This window comes from Chlamydia ibidis 10-1398/6, assembly GCF_000454725.1.
Classification (GTDB): Bacteria; Chlamydiota; Chlamydiia; order Chlamydiales; family Chlamydiaceae; genus Chlamydia; species Chlamydia ibidis.
Genome location: NZ_APJW01000003.1, coordinates 201,634 through 224,719, shown reverse-complemented (window position 1 = coordinate 224,719; position 23,086 = coordinate 201,634). Strand labels below are relative to the sequence as shown.

The window sequence follows — 23,086 nt, the reverse complement described above, 5'->3', positions numbered from 1 at the left end:
GATCTATATTTTAGTCTCCAATGCGCTCCTAATTTATACCGTTTTAAGATAAAAGTCTTACAAAGATTCTATGACACAGATTATTTGAAGATTGCTTGCTTTTTGCATAAGTATATCCTATGCTTTCTGCTTTATTCACTTAAGAAATGTCGTTTAGGTTTAAAGAATGGGACATAAAGCTCTCGATATTGATACCTTAGAAAAAATCTCTGGAACGATAAAACAATTGAGCATCGAAATGATTCAGGAAGCGGCTTCTGGACATCCAGGCCTTCCTCTGGGGTGTGCGGAGTTAGCTGCTTATCTGTATGGTTATGTGCTTCGTCATAATCCAAGAGATCCTGAGTGGGTCAATAGAGACCGTTTTGTTTTATCGGCAGGTCATGGTTCAGCTCTTCTATACGCTTGCTTGCACTTGTCTGGTTACGATGTTTCTTTAGAAGATCTTCAACAGTTTCGTCAGTTACACTCTCGAACACCTGGTCATCCAGAATTTGGCGAAACAGAAGGAGTTGAGGCAACTACAGGGCCTCTCGGGCAAGGTTTAGGTAATGCTGTGGGTATGGCATTGTCTTCCAAGATATTACAAGCAAGGTTTAATCGTCCCGAGCATGAGATTTTTAGTAGCAAAGTCTACTGCTTAGCTGGCGATGGCTGTATGATGGAGGGGGTTAGTCATGAGGTCTGCAGTTTTGCAGGTTCTTTAGGCCTCGACAATCTAGTCGTTATATATGACTACAATAACATTGTTTTAGACGGTTTTTTAGGCGAAGTTTCAGTAGATGATGTAGCCAAGCGATTTCAATCTTATGGATGGGAAGTCTATGAGACTGATGGGTACGACTTCTTGATGATGCATGAGGTATTTTCTAAATTAAAACACGAGCAAAAGCGTCCTGCTTTAGTTATAGCTCACACTGTTATAGGTCGAGGATCTCCTAAGGAGGGTACTCATAAAGCACATGGATCTCCCCTAGGCGAGAGTGGGGTAGAACAGACCAAACGTTTTTGGCATTTACCTGAGGAGAAGTTTTTTGTTTCTTCTGCTGTTAAGGCGTTTTTTTCTCATAAATTACAAGAAGATCGTAAACTGCAAGAAGCGTGGCAAGATGACTTTCGTGTTTGGACAAAGCAATTCCCAGAATTGTATCAAGAATACCTTGCTTTAAAAGCTTCTCCATCTTCTCAGGATTTAGAAAGAATATTGGGTAGTATTGAAATGCCTGAAATGATTGCAGGCCGTGCTGCTTCTAATAAGGTAATCCAAATTTTATCTCACAACTTGCCTTCTCTCATAGGAGGATCGGCTGATTTATCTAGTTCCGATGGAACATGGATAGCTGATGGTAGTGTGATAGGTTGTGATAACTTTCTAGGTAAAAATATCAAATATGGAATCAGGGAATTCGGTATGGGCACGATTATGAATGGCTTAGCCTATTCTCAGATCTTTCGTCCGTTTGGCGGAACCTTTCTGGTGTTTTCTGATTATCTCAGAAATTCTATTCGGTTAGCTGCGATGTCCCATCTGCGTGTAATCTACCAGTTTACCCACGATTCTATTTTTGTTGGTGAAGATGGACCGACTCACCAACCTATAGAGCAGATCATGTCTCTAAGAGCAATTCCAGGACTGCATGTAATCCGGCCTGCTGATGCAAATGAAGTTAAGGGGGCTTGGCAAGCTGCCTTGTCTTATTCTGGGCCTACGGCGTTGATTTTATCTCGTCAAAGTCTTCCTACACTAGCACAAACTAGCCGTGCTTATGTAGATGGTGTTGGTCGCGGGGCATATATAATTTTAAAAGAAGCTCGAGAGAAGATAGATTATACTTTATTTGCAACTGGATCAGAGGTGCATCTTGCTTTACAGGTGGCTAAAGAATTAGTTTACTTAGATAAAAGTGTCCGCGTAGTGTCTTTCCCATCTTGGGAATTATTTGAGTTGCAAGACTCTGAGTATAAGGAAAGCATTGTAGGAGGGGATCTTGGGCGGCGAGTCTCTATCGAAGCAGGTTCAGCATTGGGTTGGTATAAATATATTGGTACTCAGGGTCTTGCTATTGCCATGGATAGATTTGGATATTCTGGGGCTGCTAGCGATGTTTCCGAAATCTGCGGGTTTACCCCAGACCATGTTTTGCAAAGGATTTTATCTTAATAATCCGTGTCAGAAGGTTCTGAATCTTTGGCCATTGTATCATCCGCCTCTCCAATTTCCATATGAGGGAGGCCTTTTTCTTGTATTTGTGACACACGTTTTTTCAAAACGGTATCTAGCTTAGAGATGACTTCAACTCCTGTTTCAATATGGTCTTTAGTATAAGTTTTGAGTACGAAAGAGCCGCTTTCTTTTGTTTTTATTCCCTCTTTTCTCAAGGGAAGATCAGAGATCACAAGTAATGCGCCCATTGGTAGATTTCTTCTGTATCCTGCTGCAAATAGTGTCGCACATTCCATTTCTGCACTCTGTGCCTTGTTGGTGTATAAACGTTTGCGAAACTCGGTATTGAATTCCCAAAATCGTATATTAGTGGTATGTGAAATACCTATATGGTAATTTTTTTTTGCATTTTCTAAGACATCAGAAATAGTTTTTTGTACTACAAAATTCCCTAAAGCAGGGACCTCAGGAGGAAAATAGGCATTTGATGTGCCTTCTCCTCTAATACTCGCGACTGGGACAAAGTAGTCGCCAACTTCATAGTGAGAACGTAGCCCACCACACATTCCTAACATAATTCCTGCTTTTATGCAGGGAACAAAGGAGCATAAATCTACGATGAGGGCTGCTCCAGGAGAGCCTAATTTAAAATCTACAATGGATGTATTAATTTGTGGTGCGTGTGCAGCTAAAAACATAGACCCTTGAGATATAGAGACTTGATAAAGCTTGGCAAACGTTTCAACGTAGTAAGCAAAGTTGGTTAATAATAAGTAGGAACAGAATTCTTCGACACGAGACCCCGAATAGCGTTCTAACATATCTTGAGCAATCTGCTTTTCATCTATATTTCGTGTTTCCTTTGAAATCACTTCACTCTCTCCTTTTGATATCTTCTGTGTTGTGCTACTTGCTTTTAATAGGAAGAGAAAGGAATTTCAAATAAAAAATTTCTAGGTTGGCATAAGTTTCTATAGGGACATTCTTCTGGACAAAGCTAATAGTACTTGGATAACATAAACTAGAGAAAATTAAGGATAAGTTGCGCTATGGTTCGTGTAAGTACTAGTGAATTTCGTGTAGGATTAAGAATAGAGATAGATGGTCAACCTTATTTGATTTTACAAAATGATTTCGTCAAACCAGGGAAAGGTCAGGCATTTAACCGAATAAAGGTTAAAAATTTTCTTACAGGACGTGTTATTGAAAAAACCTTTAAGTCTGGAGAGTCTGTAGAGACTGCTGATGTGCGTGAGCAGCAAATGCGCCTTCTTTATACGGATCAAGAAGGTGCGACATTTATGGATGACGAGACTTTCGAACAAGAACTAATCTTTTGGGAAAAAATAGAAAATATTCGTCACTGGTTGCTCGAAGATACTATATATACTTTAGTTTTGTACAACGGAGAGGTCATTGCTGTAGAGCCTCCTATTTTCATGGAACTAAAGATTGCTGAAACAGCTCCAGGTGTACGTGGTGATACGGCATCAGGTAGGGTTTTGAAGCCTGCGGTAACAAATACAGGTGCAAAAATTATGGTCCCTATTTTCATAGATGAAGGGGAGTTGGTTAAAGTTGATACTCGTACTGGGAGCTATGAGTCCCGAGTTAGTAAGTAGCTGGCTAAAGTTTTTTGAAGTTTTATTGTGTAAAAATATACTTTTCTCTTAAGTTGCGTGGTATGCAAGATAAGTTAGTAGAACAACTCTCTCAGGAAGCTGAGTTGCTTAAGAAATTACGAGATAAAGCGTTAGCGCAAAGCGAACAGAGAAAGCGCGATCTTTGGCTGGAGGAGCTTTTGGCTATGCCAGAAGTAACGTCATGTTCTCAGGTTGATGTAAACTCTCTTGATACACCAGAGGTTTTTCTGGAAGTTGCGAAAAGAATAATAGAGAGGGGCGTATAGCGTCTCTCCCTGTACTATTTCTATTTTTGAACTACAATTCGACTATTCCCTCAATAGAGATTTCTAGAGGCTCCTCCGTCATTAGCAAGTTTTTAAGTGCTACTGTGTATACTCTGCACTCCTGTGTATAGAGATCGATCACATGGAAGCGTGCATTCGAAGGTAAAGAGATAGACCCGCTGTTTAAGATGAGGTTAGGTGCGTGATCTTTACACGTATAAATAGCAGCTTGATGATCATGGCCGTGTAAATACAACCGCACATTACTGTATTTCTTTAGAGTTTTCTGCAACAAATCATGATTAATTAGATCATGAGATGGGTTTTGTGTTGGTAACAATGGATAATGATTGGCGATAATAACGTTCTCGTGATGAGGAAGACTTAGAATAAAGTTTTCCAAGGATGATACTTGTGCTGATCTAATAATTCCGTTCGCAGAAAGCCAACCATTTAGATGCGAACAATCCAAAAGAACAAGCCACCAGTGGGGAGCAAGCTTGTTAAAAGAAATGCCTTCAGTTGCAAGTTGTTTATTAGGGAAATAATGGTAGAAAGCTTTTGTTTTTAGTGATCTTGGTGTGTAGACATCGTGATTCCCAGGCAATACATATGTATTTGCGTGCTGAGAAAGATTGTAGACAAAACGTTTAGCTAAAACAAATTCTTTAGGTAAAGCGGTGAGAGAAAAATCGCCAGTGACACAGATACTGTCAGCCTGTAGATTTTGTGCTAGTTTTGGGAAACGGTCTCCTATAGATCTTGCCTGGAAGGGCACTCCACCACATATCTTCCTTAGTAATCCTTTAAATCGTTTGTTAAAACATGTTAGGGGATTTTTTGGAAAAACATGAAAGTGAACATCGGAAATATGAATAACACGATGTGCTTCCTTAAGTTTATTAAGCATACGAATACCTAATGCCAGACACCCTGTATCATAAATAATAAACTCTAATAAGTAACAGCGATTTTCAAGGTATATGAGAAAGTATGTGCTCTGGTGGTATCATCTACTTCATGTTCGTGAGCATATTTGTTTTGCTTGGACTAAGAACCTTGAAACTCGTCCTCAATTTTGTTTTCTTTATAAATAACAACATTGGAAGATAAGATTTGGATTGCCGTATCTAAAGAAAAAGAAAAAATGTCCTGCATTTTCTCTAAAGGATCCAGTATATGAGAAGCAATTAAATCTTCAATTTGTCTAGAAACAATATTCAAGCCTAAACTAGGTGTAGCAATATTTCGTAGTTTATCAGTCACCATAGTTCCCTCTAAGCCTAAGTTATAGGCAAGTTGGCTAATAGGGGCTTGGCACGCCGTTTTTATAATTTGTAACGCCGCTTTTTCTTCTCTAGTTATAGCCAGATCTTCTTGGATATCTAAAGCAGCATAGAATAGGCCTGCTCCTCCTCCAGGGATATAGCCATGACGTAAGCTGGAATACAAGGTTCGTAGAGCTAGTGTGTATGCCTTTCTCTCTTCTTTTTTTATAGGGATTATCGCTATTAAACCTTGTAACCGAGTTTTTCTTTTTTTGTTCAGAGATTTTGTATTTGCTATATCTTCAGACTGTTCTAATTGTCGGATTTTTAGTTCTAGAACTTCTGGAAGATGGTGCCCATCAATAATAACTATTTCTTCTGAGGATATCTCTATATACTCACAATTCCCCAACGAAGAATAGTGTATAGAAACAGAAGATGGTGAAAATCCTTGAGAGTAAATGCTAGTTCCGGTGGATATTGCAATGTCTTCAAAAAGAAACTCATCTAAATCGGGATTATCGATTAACTTAATAACAGTTACTCTTAACAGACCTTCAAGGCAATTAATGGTGAGGGTAGCTAGGGCGTCTTTGTCTATATCATAACAAAATATTACTAAATGTTCATCGCGTTCTGAGATTTGTTTTAGGAGAGGTAAAAATTGTAATACCGTGGTGATTCTCTTATCGGTAACAAATATTTTTGGTTTCCGAATACGCGTGAATTTTTCTGTTTGTGTTCCTCTGTATAACGAAGCGGCTCCGATTTCAATTTTCAACCCTGGATATACCATTATCTCTGATTCTTCGGATTCCGATAGCCAGATAAGTCCTTCGATACCCGCATAGAATAGCGCAGAACAAATATGGTCAGAAATCCTGTTATTAGATATTGCAGAAAGTATAAGCCCTTTGATTTTAGAAACATCTTTGACTGGTAAAGTATATTTCAATAGGTTCCTTAAGAAAATTTTTTCTGCTTCTCGCAGTGATAAAGTGAGTTTATAACATGAAGTTCCCTCATCAACAACAGCAAGTCCTTCTTTGAGAAAATAGTAAAGAAAGAATAACGCCGTTGTCGTGCCATCTAAGTATTTATTATATACTTTGCTGGTTAGAGATTTAATAAAATCCAACCCTATATTTTCATACGGGTCGGGCAAAGATAGTGAAGAAACAATAGTATAGGTCTGGTGATCTGCATAGGAAGAAGACGGTGAAAAGGAGGGACTGGGGCCGTAAAAACTTTTGATAGAATGAAACACTTTTTCTATGCCAAGGAAAATTCTTGCCTTAGCATTTCCTGTTTCCTTATCTAGCACAGCGAACCCCTAAGTAATGCAGACACATATCGACACACTACCAAGTCATGATTTAGTTCACAATAACCTAAAGAAAAAGACAGGTGGCACCCGGAATCGAACCGGGGATAAAGGCTTTGCAGGCCTCGGCCTTACCGCTTGGCTATGCCACCAAAGGAACTAGTCTAAGCAAAATAGGATTTTCTGAGAAACAGGAAATCATTCTAATTACCAATGCGAGTTAAGAAACCCGTTTATAAATCGATTCTTACATTCTCGATAGGACGTGTCATGCGATTCTTTATCGTCATGATAAAATTGTTTCCACAACAAATTATTTATTAGTAGAATCCCCAAGGTAGCGCATCTTTGTAATCTGGTCATAATTTGATACGATCAGGGAGTTTGTCGTTGGTGGGCTTAGGTTTGTTGCAGGAGATCATAGGCAAATTATGCGCCCTATTTTGCTAGAGGAGTGGGTAGCACTAATGCTATCCGATGTCAAATGCCGCAGGTCCGGAAAAAAAATTTCAGGGTTTGCTATAGACAGTAGGCACGTTGTTCCGGGGGATTTGTTTTTCGCCCTTGAGGGAGGACATACGGACGGCCATTATTACTTGGAGCAAGCTGCTAAATCAGGAGCTGTTGCTGCTATTGTTTCCTCAGATTACAAAGGAAGCGATTTTGGTTTAGAATTAGTGTATGTCCCAAGTCCTAAAGCAGTTTTAAGAGAGGCAGGCCAAAGTCAAAGCCACTTAATGCAGGGTAGCTTAATAGGTATTACAGGGTCTGTAGGGAAAACTACAACAAAAGAATTTCTAAAGACTCTTTTATCCACATCTTACAAAGTACATGCTAGTCCTAAAAGTTATAACTCTCAGTTAACTGTCCCGTTAAGTCTTCTTATGGCAGATGGTGATGAGGACTTTGTCATCTTGGAAATGGGAGTTTCAGAACCTGGTAATATGGAGGACTTACTGACCGTAGTAGAGCCTGATATTTCTGTAATTACTCATATCACCGATCAACATGCTGCCTATTTCCCAAATAGTGGCTTACAAGGGATAGCTGAAGAAAAATCTAAGATTTTGTGTAATAGTCAAGTCCAAATCTTGCCTAAAGATTCCCCGTGGTATCCTTATTTCGTAGAGAAGTCTCCGTGCTCAGAGAGATTTTGTTTTTCATTTTGTGATGAGACCGCTGATTTCTATTATCATGCTATTACTTCCAATAATGTGTTTATAAGCACTCCTGAGGGCGTTATAGAACTCCCTATACAATTCCCTTATCGACCTGCATACAGTAATTTTCTGATAGCTTTTTCTCTTGCTTGGGTCCTTAGCACCCCGTTAGATCGCCTAGTGCATGCATGTTCTAATTTACAATTGCCGCCTATGAGGTTTGAAGAAAGTATGCGTAATGGTGTTAGGATAATTAACGATGCTTATAATGCTTGTCCAGAAGCTATGCTTGCTGCTTTAGATGCTTTGCCGAGTCCTGAAGTAGGAGGGAAGGTGATTTTAATTTTGGGCCATATGGCGGAATTGGGCGCGTATTCGCGTGAAGGTCATACAGTTGTAGCTATGAAAGCTTTATCTAAGGCGCACACAGTCTTTTTCATTGGCGAAAATTGGCTGCCAGTCCAACATATGTTGTCCACGAGTCTTTGTAAGGTGTCCTTTTATCCTTCCGCACAAGCCATAGAAGAAGCCTTAAAAGGTGTCGCGCAGCAAGGGGATATTGTATTGTTGAAAGGATCACGATCTTTAGCTTTAGAGTCCTTGCTAGGTTGTTTTTAATATTTATAGTTGTGCATGTACTCTTTACTTTTTCATTATTACCCGTTTTCATTGATCTGTGTTTTTCTAGCATCTTTTCTCCTCGGATTAATCCTAGGTAAACCGGTGATCTCATTATTGAGACATAAATCCTACTATGATCAGGTACATAAGGATCATTGCGAAAAACTTTTGTTGTTGCATAAAGATAAAGCGCAAATCCCTACGGGAGGCGGTTGGTTATTTCTCATCCTATTTTTGTTATTTGCTACTTGCTGCTTGCCTTTGAACAGAGCATCTACTTGGTTGTTTATTTTTCTTTTTTTGAGTTGGTCTAGCTTAGGTTGGTATGATGATAGTATAAAAAACCGAGCAAAAACAGGACATGGTATTAGTGCACGCACCAAATTATTTGCGCAGTTGGTTATCGCGATAATTACGGTAGTTAGCATCTATTACATATACGGTCCGGAAGTCTTTTATCATCTAAAAATTCCTTTCTTAGGAGAAGTATGTTTAAAAGGTTTGGTATTGGGGAAGGTTATTTGTTTCTCTTTAGCTATATTAGCAATAGTAGGTACCTGCAATTCTGTAAATCTTACGGATGGTTTAGATGGTTTGGCTTCTGGGACTGTAGCAATGGCTGGGTTGGGTTGTTTAGTTATCGGTTTGCTGAAAGGAAATACTTTAATAGCTTGTGATGTCCTATTAATCCTGTCAGTATTAATAGGGTCTTGTCTCGCATTCCTTTGGTATAATGCTTCCCCAGCACAGATCTTTATGGGAGATACTGGCTCATTATTATTGGGAGGAGTTTTGGGAAGTTGTGCCGTTATGTTACGTGCGGAGCTTATTCTACCAATTTTTGGCATGGTCTTTGTTGCAGAAGCAGGGTCTGTTATTTTGCAAGTTTTGAGTTGTAAATTCCGTCATAAACGTGTTTTTCTATGCGCTCCATTACATCATCATTATGAATATCAAGGCATACCGGAAACAAAAATCGTTGTGCGTTTCTGGATTGCGGCTTCAATTTTTACTACTCTTGGCATCATCTCATCCTTATTAGGATAACCAATATGACTAAGCGGTGTGTTATTGTGTTAGGTGCAGGGATCTCAGGAAGATCTTCTGCTAAGTTTCTACGTCAACGCGGGGATTATGTTATAGGGGTAGATCGATCCATAGATGCTCTTAATGCTTGCGAGTATTTTCATGAAATATGCCTAGAGGATTATTTAGATTTTCCTTTGGGTGCAGATCTTGTTGTAAGATCTCCTGGGATAAAATATTCACACCCATGGGTTATAGAGGCTAAATCTAGAAATATTCCCGTAGTTACTGACATACAACTTGCGATTCAGACGAGAGAGTTCCAAGAATACCCTTCTTTAGGAATTACTGGATCAAATGGTAAAACTTCTACAGTTTTATTTTTAGTGCATTTATTAAAGACAGCCAATATATCGGCTTTCCCTATGGGAAATATTGGTATACCCATATTGGAGAACATAAATTGCCGAGGAGTTAGAATTGTGGAAATTAGCTCTTTTCAATTAGATCATCAAGAAATCTCGTACCCTGTGTTATCTGGAGGAGTTATCTTGAATATTTCCGCTAATCACCTCGATTATCACGGAACCTTTACCGAATATGCAGAAGCCAAGTTGTGTATCAAGCATTGCTTGAAATATCCTAACGAATTGTGGTCAGGGGAGGGAACTGGCTGCGGAAGATCTTATTGGGATTATAGTGCAGAAAAGCTAGGTATTTTAGACAAAGGGAGTGCATTAAAACCAATATACTTGCATGATAAAAGCAATTATTATGCGGCCTATGCTCTTGCTTGTGGCTTGTTTGATATTACTCCAGAATTATGGATGCTGGCAGTCCAGACTTTTAAGAAGCCTCCTCATAGGATAGAATGTCTGGGGGAAAAAAATCGCATCCGTTATATCAATGATAGTAAGGCTACGACTATTTGCTCTGTAGCCAGGGCGCTGGTTTCTGTTGGTCCCAATATCATAGTAATTTTGGGAGGAAGAAACAAGGGTGGCGACTTTAAATCATTGCTCCCTGAACTGGCCCATACTACTAAGCATATCGTTGCTATGGGAGAGTGTCGTGAGGAGATCACGTCGGCTTTATCTTCTGCTTTGCCTGTAACTCAGGCCGTCTCCTTAGAAGAGGCAGTGAATGTGGCTGAAAGCGTAGCACAATCTGGAGACACCATTTTACTCTCGCCAGGTTGTGCGAGTTTTGATCAATTTCGTAGTTTTGAAGAGAGGGGCAACCGTTTTAAACAATTGGTTGGTAATTTGGAGGCACTAAATATATGAACCGTAGAGATACGATTATAATTGCAGCTGTTGTTAACGCTGTTTTGTTATTAGTTTTGTTTACTACAGCTAAACATGCTGATAGCAAGAATGTCGATATTCCTCTTGGGGTAGTGCCTAGCAAAGTTGTTGAAATTGCGCCACAGTTGGAAAAAGTAGTGGAGAAAAGTTCTGAGGTAGTGGTTGAAGCCGGCCCTCAGCGTATTGTTAAGGAAGAATTGGCTGCTCAGTTCACAGAAAGTAAACCTGTTGTTGTTAACCCTGTGCCAATTTCTGTTGCTCCTCAAGCAGCTGCACCAGTTAAATCCCCAACTGTAGCTCATCTAACCCCTGCTAACCCAGAGGTCTCTGATTCTACTAAAGAGCGTGAGTCTGTTCATCCAAGCTATACAACTATTGTTGTTAAAAAGGGAGATTTTTTAGAACGCATTGCTAGAGCAAATCAAACAACCGTAGCTACGCTGATGCAAATTAACGACTTGTCCTCTACTCAGTTGAAAATAGGTCAAGTTATTAAGGTCCCTGTTTCTGATAAAGTAGCATCTCCTAAGAACCCACAAGCAAAGGTAGTAGATCCCGAGGATTATTACATTGTTCAGGATGGAGATAGCCCTTGGACAATTGCCTTGCGCCACCATATCCGTCTAGAGGAACTATTAAAAATGAATGATCTAGATGAACAGAAAGCTCGTAAATTACGCGCAGGAGACCGATTAAGAATACGCTGATTTTTTGCTCTGTGTATTTATGAAATGGTTTGTAGTTTCTTGTTTGGCGGGTATTTTTTGTTTGGGCCTGATCATGGTGTTTGGTACTTCTTCTGCTGAGGTGTTGGACAGATCTCTCCCTTGTAGTACTCATAAAGCATTAATTCGCCAAGCAACTTATCTAATTTTAGGTTTAGGGATTTCTAGTCTAGTTTATATGACTGGATGGCGGGATTTCCTAAAAATGAGCCCTACATTACTCTTAGTTGCAAGTATCGTGCTCGCTCTTGTCCTTGTCCCAGGAATAGGTGTATGTCGCAATGGAGCAAAGCGTTGGCTTGGAGTAGGCCAATTAACTTTACAACCTTCTGAGTTTGTTAAATACCTCGTCCCTTGTGTCGCGATAGAGCGCCTTGTTTTTTCTTCGTGTGGAGAAGATTTTAAAAAGTTTTTTAAATTTGTTGTCCTGCTATTTATCCCAATTTTTCTGATAGCTATAGAACCAGATAATGGATCTGCCGCTGTGATTTCATTTTCTCTAATTCCTGTATTCATCATGACTTCAGTGCGTTTGCGCTATTGGTTAGTTCCCCTAATGTGTGTCATTGTTATTGGAGGAGCTCTTGCTTATCGGATGCCGTATGTACGGCAAAGATTAAATGTATATTTGCACCCCGAACTGGATATTAAGGGGCGAGGACACCAGCCCTATCAGGCAAAAATTGCTGCTGGATCTGGTGGATTATTTGGCAAAGGGCCAGGAGCTAGCTTACAAAAACTAACGTACCTTCCAGAAGCCCAAAATGACTATATTGCTGCAATATATGCGGAAGAGTTTGGCTTTCTTGGTATGTTGTTTTTGATACTTCTATACATGTGTTTTGTTTATGGTGGTTATGCCATTGCCATGCAGGCATCGACTCTTGAGGGCGCTTCCTTAGCTATCGCGGTTACCGTAATTATCGGTATGCAGGCTTTCATGAATCTAGGTGTTGTCTCTGGACTTCTCCCTAGCAAGGGAGTTAACTTACCATTTTTTAGTCAAGGGGGCTCTTCCTTAATTGCTAATATGTGTGGTGTGGCATTGCTGTTGAAGGTATGTGATGGGAAAAATCAAAAGAGTAATTTTAGCAGTTGGGGGGACAGGAGGCCATATAATCCCCGCTCTTGCAACAAGTGAGATGTTTATTGAAGAAGGTGTTGAGATTTTACTTTTGGGGAAGGGATTGGAAAGACACCCCAACCTTAGCCAAAATTCTTCTATTCCTCATAAAGAAATTCCTTCAGGGTTGCCGGTGCTCTCACATCCTATAAGAAGTATTTCTCAGATAGCGAGTCTATTATCGGGTTACCGTAAGGCTTGCAGAGAATTTGTCAATTATCAACCAGACATTACTATCGGCTTTGGGAGTTATCATTCTCTTCCTGTATTATTAGCTGCATTGAGAAATAAGATTCCTATATTTTTGCATGAGCAAAATCTTATCCCAGGCAAAGTCAATAAGTTGTTTTCTCGATTTGCTAGGGGGGTAGGATTGTCTTTTAGAGCAGCTTCTGAGCATTTTCCTTGTCGTGCTGAAGAAGTAAGCTTACCAAGAAGGAAATACGCGCAAGTGAATTGTTTTGTTAAAGATTTTTCTCAACTTTCTCCGAAAATTTGTGTAGTAGGTGGATCTCAAGGAGCCAAAGTATTGAATACTATAGTGCCTCCTGCTCTTGCAACTGTGAGTAAACAGTATGGTAATTTGTGTGTTTATCATATTACAGGAATGAAGAATCCTACAGAACCTATTCAATTGTTATATGATCGTTTAGGTATACCGGCTTATGTGAAAAATTTTGAAGGTGATATGCTTAGCGTCTTACAATCCTCAGATTTGGTTATTAGTCGTGCAGGCGCCACTATTTTAGATGAGATTTTATGGGCACAAGTTCCCTCCGTATTGGTACCATATCCCGGAGCTTATGGTCATCAAGAAGAAAATGCGAAATTTTTAGCTTACACTCTTGGCGCAGGATCAATGTTACTTCAGAAGCAGTTGAGTAAAGAGTCTTTGGCTACGAATGTTTTACTTGCTCTAGATTCACAGACTATACAGAATAGGCGACAGGCGCTTCAGATATACAACAAGAAAAAGGTAGCTAAGTCTTTTTACCAATTCATTTGTGAATGTTTATAGGTCAATATATGAGTCAAAGTTCGCACTATCATTTCATTGGTATTGGGGGGATAGGTATGAGTGCGTTGGCTCATATTTTAGTGGATCGAGGTTATCATGTAACGGGCAGTGATTTAGCTGAGGGAAAGACAATCCAAAAACTTAGAGAAAAGGGTGTTCTATGTTTTTTAGGGCATAGTGCTAAACACATCCCTGATTCTGGTATCGTTGTATATGGCTCTGGGATCACAAAGGATAACATTGAGTATCAAACAGCTCTAAATAAATCACTAAAAATTATCCATAGGGCTGAATTACTCTCAGAACTGATCCAAGAATCTACCAGTATTCTCGTATCTGGTAGTCATGGAAAAACAACAGTTTCTTCTTTAATTGCAGCTATATTTCGTGCAGATAACCGAGATCCATCCTATGCAATTGGGGGGCTAAATTCTGAATCTTTGAATGGTTATTCTGGATCCTCTGATTATTTTATAGCAGAAGCGGATGAAAGTGATGGATCATTATATCACTATACTCCGTATGCCGTAATTCTTACTAATCTTGATGACGAACATTTACAGAATTATCATGGATGTCGTGAAGAGTTGCTAAAAGCTTTACAGGATTTTTCTCGTAAAGTTTTCGACATGAAATACTGCTTCTATAATGGAGATTGCCCACATTTGAAGGGAAAAATTCACGGGACTTCGTATGGTTTTTCTCCTGAATGTGCCTTACACATTTTCTCCCATAAACAGGTAGGTTGGCAATCTGTGTTTTCTATTTCATTCTTAGGGAGAAAGTATACTGACATTACTTTGAATCTTATTGGGACACATAATATTGCTAATGCTGCTGCAGCAATTGGCATAGCTCTTCTTTTTGGTATTAAAGAGGATAGTATACGTAGTGCATTGGAGAATTTTTCAGGAGTTCAAAGACGTTTAGAACGTAGAAACATTTCTGATAAATTTTTGTTCCTAGAAGATTACGCACATCATCCTTCTGAAATTGTGTGTACTCTGAGAGCTGTGCGAGAGGCTATCGGTATGCGTAGGTTGATAGCTATTTGCCAACCACATAGATTTTCTAGATTAAAAGATTGCTTGGATTCATTCCCAAAAGCGTTCTTGAATGCAGATCAGGTTATTCTCACGGATATTTATAGTGCTGGAGAGGCTCGTATACATTCTTTATCAGAGGAAGAGTTAGCTAATCAGATTATAAATCATTCTCATGTTAACTGTGTCTATGTCCCTTATGATGAGCTTGTTGACTACTTGCGTTTAAATATTCGTTTACATGATGTTTGTATTTCTTTGGGTGCCGGAAGTATTTATGCTATAGGTACTGCCCTAGAATACTTTGAACCTAAAAAATTGTCTTTGGGCATCATTTATGGTGGAGAATCTTGTGAACACGATATATCCGTATTGTCTGCTAAGTATTTTTCTGAGCAACTTCCAAAAGATTGGTACGATGTACACTACTTTCTTATAAGTCGTCAGGGATTGTGGACAAAGGTTAGTGCAATCTTTCCTGAGGCGAATTATGCGGACCAGGGAAGTCATGTGCTATCTTCTGAAATAGTATCCTCTTTAAACGAGATGGATTGTATTATTCCAGTTTTGCATGGACCATTCGGTGAAGATGGAGCTATGCAAGGTTTTTTAGAGATTATTGGTAAACCTTATACTGGCCCATCTGTCTTGTCAGCAGCAGTGGCTATGAATAAAGTTATCACTAAGCAATTAGTCTCTTCCTCAGGGGTTCCTGTGGTGCCTTATCATCCAATATCATTACATATGTGGCAGCATAATCCTAAAGTATGTGTTTATAGGATCCTGGAAGACTTCTCTTTTCCTATGTTTGTTAAATCTGCACACCTCGGGTCAAGCATAGGAGTGTATCAAGTAAATAGTGAAGAGGAGCTATACGAAAAAGTAACAGAAGCCTTTCTTTATGATACGGATGTTTTTGTTGAAGAACATCGTTTGGGATCCCGAGAAATCGAAGTCTCGTGCTTAGGAGATAGTTCTGGTAGTTATTACATAGCTGATCCTCATGAAAGACGTGGGGAATCAGGGTTTATTAGTTACAAGGAAAAATATGGCTTTGATGGGCATGCTAGTGCTGAGATAATATTTGATATAGATTTATCTCTGGAACAGAAGAATCGCGTAAAGAACCTAGCTAGAATAGCTTTCCAAGCTATTAAAGGCCAAGGGTCAAGTCGGATTGATTTTTTCCTAGATGAAGAAGGAATGTTTTGGTTATCTGAAATTAATCCTATTCCAGGGATGACGAGGTGTAGTCCGTTTCTTGCTTCTTTTACTCGTAATGGATGGACTATTGCAGAAATAGCGCATCATATGATCATCGAAGCAATGTATCAGTTTAATAATCGTAAATCTAGATTAACAAAATTATGTTGTATAGATCCTCTAATAAAGAAAAGCTAAAAACTCATAAAGAGTTCTTAGCTTTAAAGCACCTTTCATGAAATACATCTAGATAAGAAAAGAAAGAAAGACTACGCAGAAGGGTGGTCGTGGTTACAGTCGCAAACCGATTCATTCTCAGAATAGATGTCGACATCTTCAGTAGGTGTACAACAAGTGGCTTCTACACAGCAACTCGAATAAGAGATATCTGATTTAGAATCGGAATTAGAACAAAAGTCACTAGCAATACTATTTACAGTATCTTCACTTGTTTCAGGTTGAATCAAATCAATCTGTATTTTCTTTTTTAATCGAGCGCACACCCGTCTAAGAATAGTTCTTAGAGCATGTATAGTGTTGCCTCGTCTTCCTATGATTTTCCCAATGTCATCAGGAGCCACACGGATCTCTAACTTTATAGATTCATTTGCCTCATCCTCAATAGAACGAATTTCCACAGCTTCAGGATCGGCAACTAAATTCTTAACGATATATGCTACAAACTCTTCCATAAAATCCAAATTAAATTAAGGTGTGGAAAAAGAAGAAATCCATTCCTATTCCTTCCAAGTCCCAAAAAATATTATACCAATTTTAAAAATAACGTCAATCTTTTTTTGTCTCTCAGGTATTTCTGGGGCGGTTTTTAAGTCAACTAGTGAAAATATCTTATTTATATAATGAGGAGCTATGGTTTTCTCGATCCATATAACTCTATAGGAATTAAAGTCTTATATAGATTTTCTGGGTTGGTATTTTTAGTTCTACTCTTGTAAAACTAGTTGAGGATTACATCAAAGAAGGAATGAAATTAGGACGTGTTTGAAAAGTATATATTTGTACTATTTAATTAGTGTTTTTTATGTCAGAGACATATAAGGAGAAACAAGATGTGCGATTGGATTGTTTAGTCATAGTTCTTTTACTAAAAGATAGTTAGGGAATCGTAGATCAACTAAATATTGCTTGTCCTGCTTAATTAATTGACGTTCACGTGCGATATGGTAACATTTGATCGCTTTTTCTAGAGAATTACGCCTCAAACGTAGAAGTGTACCAGAATGTAAGGTGATCACTACTTCTCCGGGATAGTTGTCTGTAGAGGAAACATCAATAGATGTTGGGACATCATTCATTAGTTCTCTCAAAAGAATGCTAATGATATCCATTTTCCAGCTTGGCAAAACAGGATATTCTAGATCTTGTTTAGCAAAGAAGATTCTAGGGAGTTTTAAAGGTCTAAAGAAAGGTTGGCATGGGAAAAAATTCCCAGACTGGTCGATCAAGGTATTTGTTTTATTCGCTAAATACGCAATCGGAGTATGTAAAGCATAAGAGATGACAATGCCTTTATTATCAGGAACTTTTTTTATGGCAATATGGGAGAATACTTTTTGCTTCTCTAGTAGAATTTCTGCTTGTTTGGTAGAAAACTGGTTTAAGTACGAGGGGCTGTCTGCGTAAAGCTCAAGTAGTTCGGAGAATATTGTCCCTTGAAGTTTGTTTTGCGACATCGGCATAAGAAAGATATTCTTTATTGGAACAGGTTTCCCTTCTGATATGCAAGAAACGTCAGGGAACAATAGCCAACGTGCTGTGGGAACAAAGATAAGCACGCTTAAGGTGATATACCCAAGTGCATGGGTAAAAGAATATCTTGGTCCGGGAGAAAAAAGCATTTTAAGCAAGCTTCTTGCCATGGGAGCACATTGTTTTTTATCTTTATCGTAAATAATATGGCTAATATTTGCGAGGTAGTACTAGGAGATTATATCATGAAAAGTTCGTCTAGATTGTTTAATGATATTTTAATTGTGGCTTTAGAGGGTGCATTAGATGCTATCTCTGTTCCAAAAATACAGGATTTCTTGGAATCTAGGGTGATCGAAGGGGTCAGGAAACTGGTTTTAAATTTTCAAGGAGTAACCTACATGAGTAGTGCGGGTATCCGTCTGCTATTTTCTGTATCCAAATTAATGCAAAAGCAGAGTGGCTTACTGTGTATTTGTTGTGTGCAACCCTCTGTAAATGAAGTGGTTCATATGGCCGGAATAGATCAGCTATTACCAGTTTGTAGCTCAGAACAAGAATGTTTTGCTAAGTTTTAATTTCGAGTATGCGTCCTCCTGAATTCTATTCCAATCACAACAATTCTACTGAATGTGATATTTGCCTAGACCCTCAAAAATCTTTTGTAAAACTGTTCAAGCGCTCCGTGGTTTTGTTGGCTGGACCCACAGCTTCAGGAAAAACCGAAGTGTCTTTGTATCTAGCTCCTATGATTAATGGGGAAGTGGTTTCTGTTGACTCTATGCAGGTTTATTGTGGTATGGACATTGGTACTGCCAAGGTCCCTTTGTCTTCACGTAAGTCTATTCCACACCATCTCATAGATATTTGTCATGTCCAAGAACTATTTAACGCTGTCGATTTTTATTATCATGCTGTGCAGGCTTGTCAGAGTATTCTTGCAAGGAATAAGGTTCCTATATTAGTAGGTGGTTCAGGTTTTTATTTTCATACTTTTCTCGTTGGGCCTCCTGAAGGTCCCCCAGCAGATAACGAGTTTCGGCAACAGTTATTATCTTCTATAGAGGAGCATGGCCTGTCTCCTTTGTATGAGAATCTCGCAAGGAAAGATCCTGAATATGTTCGTACGATTACTAAAAATGATAGGAATAAAATTATTCGGGGATTAGAAATTATTCATATTACGGGTAAAAAAGTATCCGAACATTCTTGGGTTTCTAAGTCCTCTAACCCTAAGGAATTTAATTGTCGTGGATGGTTTTTATCCCCTCCGAAAGATGTCCTAAAAAATAATATTATTAATCGTTGTGAAAAGATGTTAGAGGATGGGTTAATTGATGAGGTTGCTAATTTGCTTAATCAAGGGCTTCTGGATAACCCATCAGCATCTAAGGCTATTGGGTATCGTGAATGGATAGATTTTTTAAATCGTGGAGGAGGGAGCGAGCTATATGAACAAACTAAGGAACAATTTATTGCCAACAGTTGGCAGTATACTAAAAAGCAAAAAACATGGTTTAGAAGGTATTCTACATTTCAGAATATCAATACATTAGGGATGTCGGCAGAATCAATAGCGCAGAAGATAGCTCAAGATTATTTTCTTCATGGTTAGCCGGATAAATGCTGATAGAATGTATTTCTTTCAATTGGGGTGAACCCTTGCGATCTTATCATTTCACACATCTCCTCTTGAGAACTTTTAAGTGACCATCCCGTACATTTATGAACACTTTCATCGATAATGGTGCCGCCGAAATCATCAGCTCCATAATGCAACCCTTGAACACCCATATCTTTTCCTTCTCCAAACCATGAGGCGGCTATGTGATCAAAGTTGTCAAGAAAGATTCTAGAAAGGGCAAGCACACGATAATATAATTCGGGAGAAGCTTGTTTAGGGGAACGACGGCGTAAGGCAGTATTACCTGGTTTATAGCTCCAGGGTATAAAACTGTAGAATCCCGGCTTCTCATCTTGTGCGTTACGTAAAGTATCTAGATGTAATAGAATGTCTTGAGAGGATTCAACATGTCCAAACATCATCGTAGCGGTTGTACGAAATCCTATACGGTGTGCTAGCTTGTGAAAGTCAATCCAACCATTAGGCCCCATTTTTTTTGGCGATACGATTTTTCTAACAGTTTCTGAGAGAATTTCTGCTCCTCCGCCAGGAATAGTTCGCTGTCCTGTATCCCAAAGACGTGTTAAAGCTTCCTCCAGACTAATTCCAGATACACAAGCAGCATGACTAATTTCTACGGCAGAGAAGAAATGCGGGTGTATAGAAGGGAATTCTTGAATAGTAATACGTAATAGTTCCTCTAAGTAATCGATCCCAACATTTGGGTGGACTCCGCCTTGAAGCAAGACAGTTTTTATTCCCATAGAAACATATCGTTCCATTAGGATGCGGAAGTCATTAAACGACAAAAGATACGCGTCAGGTGAGGATGACTTTCTATAGAAAGCGCAAAATGCACAATCAATTTTACAAATGTTTGTATAATTGGGATTCGCATCCAGGACATAGGTAACTTTATTACCAGGATGGCGGCTTCTTCGTAAATTATCTGCTATCTTTTGTATTTCTTCTAAGGGACTAGAGGTGAATAACTCAAAAGCTTCGGGGACGGAGATTCTGGTCGACAAGCTCATAAAAACCATTGACGATAATAGCCTGCGGAAGCACACTTTATCTTCTATTCATTTTTCTTTGTCAAGCCCTACACCCTAAGTTGTTATTATGGATACTTCAGACAACAGCTTTCATTCTTCAGAAGCAGAACAAGGTTCTACAGTGGTTTCTAGAGAGGAATTTTCCATCAAAGGAGATGAAGTTTCTAATTCCACAATGATTAATGAATCCTTCACTATATTTACTCAAGAATTGTCCGCTTTTTCTTCAGTGGAAGAACAGGTGGCTTTCAGTTTAGACCGAATGGAGCAGGCTTTGAGAAGTCCCCAGGGAGCTGATTTAAAGTTGTTCTGGACGATCCGTAAGCATTGCTTGCCACTTTTCCATCAAGTGGATAATACTTCTAAGCGTTCCGATTATTGGCGTCGTTATATTGATTTGACGAAAGAGGGACGCCACATCAAAACTCTTCAAGATGAAGAGGGTACTTTTGTTGTTGGACAGATTGAATTAGCTATATCTTGTCTTGAGCAAGATATAGCTCTTTTTTTAGAAGGTAATAGTTCTGTTAATACTCAAGAGAGTGATGCTAGTTTCTTAGAGACTCATGCCTTAGATAGACATAAAGATTTTTATAAGGCATTGCACAGTTCGTTACTCTGGCTTAGTAGTTTTTCTACGAAGATTATAGATCTTCGCAAGGAACTTATGAACGTCGGTATGCGTATGCGCCTTAAGAGCAGATTTTTTCAAAGATTGTCTGCTTTAGGGAATCATGTGTTTCCTAAGAGAAAAGAGCTTATAGAACAGGTGAGTGCGGCATTTTTAGGGGATGTTAATTCTTTTGTATCTCGATATTTTTCTCATGCCGATAAAGACGCATTGAAGCGTTCTGTTTTTTTTTTAAGGAAGGAGATCAAAAGTCTTCAGCAGGCGGCTAAGTCCTTAGCAGTGTCTTCGACTGTGTTCTCAGAAACGCGTTTGAAGTTGAGTGAGTGTTGGGATCAGCTGAAGGGGTTAGAGAAAGAAATTCGGCAAGAACAGGGACGTCTTCGTATTGTTTCTGCAGAGAACTCTCAGGAGGTGCGCAGGCAACTTTCTGAGGGACGCCAAATGTTGGATAATGGTGTTGATCTCTTGCAGATTCGCAAATATTTGGACGGAATTGCTAAACATATACGAGCTGTGGATCTTATCCATGATGATGTTGTTGCATTAAAGAATGAATTGCAGACACTTTTTGATCTTCTTAAGGAAAAACAGGACCTAGCTGAGAAAGTTTATCAGGAGCAACTAGCAAAGGATAGACAGGTAAAGCAAGAAGCGATTCAGTTGCTTAGTGATAGAATCTCGGAATTTGCGACTGCGTGTAGTGTTAAAAATATTTCTCCTAACGCTCGAGTAGAGTGGCAAGAGCTCAAAGATGCTCTTGGTAAAGTTTCTTTCCTTTCTCCAACACAAAAAATATCTTTAGATAATAAGTTGAATGTTGCTTGGCAGCATATTGTTGCTTTTTTTGAGGAACAGCTCTTATCTTCTCCAGATTCTCGTGAAAAATTGATAAATATGCGTCAAGTTTTGGAACAAAGATTAGAACGTCGTAGAGAATTGAAGGATAAATTAGAAAAAGATAAGAAACTTCTAGGATCCTCTGGGTTGGATTTTGATCGAGCTATGCAATATAGTGCTCTTGTTGAAGAGGACAAACTTGCCATTGAGGAACTTGATGCGGCAATTCTTGATTTGAGGCGACAAATTCAGCAGTTGACATGAGACGTGCTTGTATATACGCTTTTGATTTGGATGGCACCCTATTGAAGGGAAATAGTAGCTTTGGGTTTTATAAATATGCTTTGCGGCATGGCTTGTTCCCCTATAAAACCCTTCCTACTTGTCTCAGGTCCTTTCTTTGTTTCCGTTTTTTTTTGATCTTTCTGCTTTTTATTCTGGGATTGTTTCTAATCTTCTTTCTTCAGTTTCTTCAGACGACCTATATTCTGTAGCTCATGATTTTGTTAATCAGTTGAATATAGGAGCTTTTTATTCTCCGATTTTGGAAAAGTTGGATGAAGCACTGCATGATCCTAGAGGAGAGGTAATTATTTTTTCTTCTTCTCCAGATTTTATTGTAGGGCCTATAGCAAAGAGGTTGGGAGTCAGTCTTTGGTATGCTTCTTCTTATAAAAATTATTTTGAAAATCAAGCAGTCGAAAATCAGTGTTTAACTGGCAAAAGGAAAGCAAAAATTTTAAGCTATTTAAAGAAGATAGGCGGAGTCAGGAGTCATACGTTTTCGGATCATATTCTGGACTTGCCTTTTTTGCTTCTTGGGGAAGAGAAGACCGTAGTTCGCCCTACTGGTCGTTTAAAAAAAATGGCTCGGAAGTATTATTGGAATATAATTTGAAATCAGAAAGATTAAAAAAAGCTCGACCTTATCCTAGATAATCGAGTATCCTCGAGCCGGTTTCTATGGAATTATTTTGTTTTAATTTATTGAAAGTAATAGCCAAGGTTATTGATAGCAAGAAGGGCAATAACCCTGTTGTTCTGGATGTTCGTTCTATTTCCCAGCTTACGGATTATTTTGTCTTTGCAGAGGGGAATGTTGGAGTACATGTGAAAGCTTTGGCTGACAATATTGTGGAGGAATTAAAGTCACACGATATTTCGCCTCTGCATGTTGACGGATTAAGCCATAGTGACTGGGTAGTTATAGATTATGGATTTATAGTTATCCATCTCTTTGTTTCTTCTGTAAGAGAGCAATATCGGTTAGAGGAGCTGTGGAAGGATGGATCAATTATAACGTCCAAGCTCCTAGCTTCTTAGTGAGGTGGAATGGTT

General features: G+C 38.9%; 21 protein-coding genes and 1 tRNA gene. 15 read left to right on the top strand and 7 right to left on the bottom strand.

Features of this window, described 5'->3' with window-relative positions; translation table 11 throughout:
- Window positions 1-166 precede the first annotated feature (166 nt).
- Window positions 167-2,161 carry a transketolase gene (tkt, locus tag H359_RS04500; RefSeq protein WP_020370573.1) on the top strand — a complete coding sequence of 665 codons (1,995 nt, stop codon included), beginning with the start codon at window positions 167-169 and terminating at the stop codon, window positions 2,159-2,161.
- Here tkt and H359_RS04495 read toward each other — a convergent pair.
- The gene (locus H359_RS04495; RefSeq protein WP_035392395.1) at window positions 2,158-3,033 is read right to left on the bottom strand and encodes an AMP nucleosidase; all 876 of its coding nucleotides are present in this window, start codon (window positions 3,031-3,033) and stop codon (window positions 2,158-2,160) included. The two genes, tkt and H359_RS04495, sit on opposite strands and share 4 nt — an antisense overlap.
- 180 nt (window positions 3,034-3,213) lie before the next feature.
- Here H359_RS04495 and efp point away from each other — a divergent pair, with 180 nt between their 5' ends.
- On the top strand, window positions 3,214-3,786 hold the full coding sequence (efp, locus tag H359_RS04490; protein WP_020370571.1) for an elongation factor P: 573 nt from the start codon (window positions 3,214-3,216) through the stop codon (window positions 3,784-3,786).
- A 62-nt stretch (window positions 3,787-3,848) separates the two neighbouring features.
- Window positions 3,849-4,073 carry a hypothetical protein gene (locus H359_RS04485; RefSeq protein WP_020370570.1) on the top strand — a complete coding sequence of 75 codons (225 nt, stop codon included), beginning with the start codon at window positions 3,849-3,851 and terminating at the stop codon, window positions 4,071-4,073.
- A gap of 31 nt (window positions 4,074-4,104) precedes the next feature.
- Here the strand turns inward: H359_RS04485 and H359_RS04480 are convergent, their stop codons facing one another.
- The 3 genes from H359_RS04480 to H359_RS04470 form a co-directional block, all read right to left on the bottom strand.
- A complete protein-coding gene (locus H359_RS04480) occupies window positions 4,105-4,983 on the bottom strand; it encodes a metallophosphoesterase family protein (RefSeq protein ID WP_020370569.1) in 879 nt (292 codons plus the stop codon).
- A gap of 140 nt (window positions 4,984-5,123) precedes the next feature.
- Window positions 5,124-6,665: a TCP-1/cpn60 chaperonin family protein gene (locus H359_RS04475; RefSeq protein WP_020370568.1), complete on the bottom strand. Its 1,542-nt coding sequence runs from the start codon at window positions 6,663-6,665 to the stop codon at window positions 5,124-5,126.
- An 81-nt stretch (window positions 6,666-6,746) separates the two neighbouring features.
- Window positions 6,747-6,817 (bottom strand) — tRNA-Cys (locus H359_RS04470).
- A gap of 279 nt (window positions 6,818-7,096) precedes the next feature.
- On the opposite strand from H359_RS04470, the gene H359_RS04465 reads away from it, so the two are divergent.
- Genes H359_RS04465 through H359_RS04435 form a run of 7 tightly spaced genes read left to right on the top strand, consistent with a single transcriptional unit; the run spans window position 7,097 to window position 16,089 of the window.
- Complete coding sequence (locus H359_RS04465; protein WP_020370567.1) at window positions 7,097-8,443, top strand: UDP-N-acetylmuramoyl-tripeptide--D-alanyl-D-alanine ligase; 1,347 nt, start codon at window positions 7,097-7,099, stop codon at window positions 8,441-8,443.
- 15 nt (window positions 8,444-8,458) lie between these two features.
- Entirely contained in the window at window positions 8,459-9,493 is a 1,035-nt protein-coding gene (gene mraY / locus H359_RS04460) for a phospho-N-acetylmuramoyl-pentapeptide-transferase (RefSeq protein WP_035392218.1), read from the top strand.
- A gap of 5 nt (window positions 9,494-9,498) precedes the next feature.
- Window positions 9,499-10,758, top strand: a complete 1,260-nt coding sequence (murD, locus tag H359_RS04455) for a UDP-N-acetylmuramoyl-L-alanine--D-glutamate ligase (RefSeq protein WP_020370565.1) — start codon at window positions 9,499-9,501, stop codon at window positions 10,756-10,758.
- Window positions 10,755-11,486 carry a LysM peptidoglycan-binding domain-containing protein gene (locus H359_RS04450; RefSeq protein WP_020370564.1) on the top strand — a complete coding sequence of 244 codons (732 nt, stop codon included), beginning with the start codon at window positions 10,755-10,757 and terminating at the stop codon, window positions 11,484-11,486. The genes murD and H359_RS04450 overlap by 4 nt, the downstream gene beginning before the upstream one ends.
- A gap of 19 nt (window positions 11,487-11,505) precedes the next feature.
- Window positions 11,506-12,645 carry a putative lipid II flippase FtsW gene (gene ftsW, locus H359_RS04445; protein WP_020370563.1) on the top strand — a complete coding sequence of 380 codons (1,140 nt, stop codon included), beginning with the start codon at window positions 11,506-11,508 and terminating at the stop codon, window positions 12,643-12,645.
- A complete protein-coding gene (gene murG, locus H359_RS04440; RefSeq protein WP_202897957.1) occupies window positions 12,566-13,645 on the top strand; it encodes an undecaprenyldiphospho-muramoylpentapeptide beta-N-acetylglucosaminyltransferase in 1,080 nt (359 codons plus the stop codon). Before ftsW ends, murG begins: the two co-directional genes overlap by 80 nt.
- The gene (locus tag H359_RS04435) at window positions 13,636-16,089 is read left to right on the top strand and encodes a bifunctional UDP-N-acetylmuramate--L-alanine ligase/D-alanine--D-alanine ligase (protein ID WP_407918996.1); all 2,454 of its coding nucleotides are present in this window, start codon (window positions 13,636-13,638) and stop codon (window positions 16,087-16,089) included. The genes murG and H359_RS04435 overlap by 10 nt, the downstream gene beginning before the upstream one ends.
- Window positions 16,090-16,160: 71 nt before the next feature.
- Here H359_RS04435 and H359_RS04430 read toward each other — a convergent pair whose 3' ends face one another.
- Both H359_RS04430 and H359_RS04425 read right to left on the bottom strand, forming a co-directional pair.
- Window positions 16,161-16,583, bottom strand: a complete 423-nt coding sequence (locus H359_RS04430; RefSeq protein WP_020370560.1) for a KH domain-containing protein — start codon at window positions 16,581-16,583, stop codon at window positions 16,161-16,163.
- A gap of 399 nt (window positions 16,584-16,982) precedes the next feature.
- Window positions 16,983-17,750 (bottom strand): cell division protein FtsQ/DivIB, encoded by a 768-nt coding sequence (locus tag H359_RS04425; RefSeq protein ID WP_238318217.1) that lies wholly within the window; start codon window positions 17,748-17,750, stop codon window positions 16,983-16,985.
- Window positions 17,751-17,846: 96 nt separating this feature from the next.
- On the opposite strand from H359_RS04425, the gene H359_RS04420 reads away from it, so the two are divergent.
- Complete coding sequence (locus tag H359_RS04420) at window positions 17,847-18,179, top strand: STAS domain-containing protein (RefSeq protein ID WP_020370557.1); 333 nt, start codon at window positions 17,847-17,849, stop codon at window positions 18,177-18,179.
- An 8-nt stretch (window positions 18,180-18,187) separates the two neighbouring features.
- Window positions 18,188-19,216, top strand: coding sequence for a tRNA (adenosine(37)-N6)-dimethylallyltransferase MiaA (gene miaA, locus H359_RS04415; RefSeq protein ID WP_020370556.1), 1,029 nt, complete (start codon window positions 18,188-18,190; stop codon window positions 19,214-19,216).
- On the opposite strand, the gene mqnC is transcribed toward miaA, so the two are convergent.
- Window positions 19,213-20,259, bottom strand: a complete 1,047-nt coding sequence (mqnC, locus tag H359_RS04410; protein WP_020370555.1) for a cyclic dehypoxanthinyl futalosine synthase — start codon at window positions 20,257-20,259, stop codon at window positions 19,213-19,215. The two genes, miaA and mqnC, sit on opposite strands and share 4 nt — an antisense overlap.
- A gap of 88 nt (window positions 20,260-20,347) precedes the next feature.
- Here mqnC and H359_RS04405 point away from each other — a divergent pair, with 88 nt between their 5' ends.
- The 3 genes from H359_RS04405 to rsfS all read left to right on the top strand — a co-directional run bounded on the left by H359_RS04405 (window position 20,348) and on the right by rsfS (window position 23,071).
- Window positions 20,348-22,012, top strand: coding sequence for a coiled-coil domain-containing protein (locus H359_RS04405; protein ID WP_020370554.1), 1,665 nt, complete (start codon window positions 20,348-20,350; stop codon window positions 22,010-22,012).
- A 136-nt stretch (window positions 22,013-22,148) separates the two neighbouring features.
- Window positions 22,149-22,646, top strand: coding sequence for an HAD family hydrolase (locus tag H359_RS05165; RefSeq protein WP_238318216.1), 498 nt, complete (start codon window positions 22,149-22,151; stop codon window positions 22,644-22,646).
- Window positions 22,647-22,711: 65 nt separating this feature from the next.
- Window positions 22,712-23,071, top strand: a complete 360-nt coding sequence (gene rsfS / locus H359_RS04395; RefSeq protein ID WP_020370552.1) for a ribosome silencing factor — start codon at window positions 22,712-22,714, stop codon at window positions 23,069-23,071.
- The last annotated feature ends 15 nt before the right edge of the window (window positions 23,072-23,086 follow it).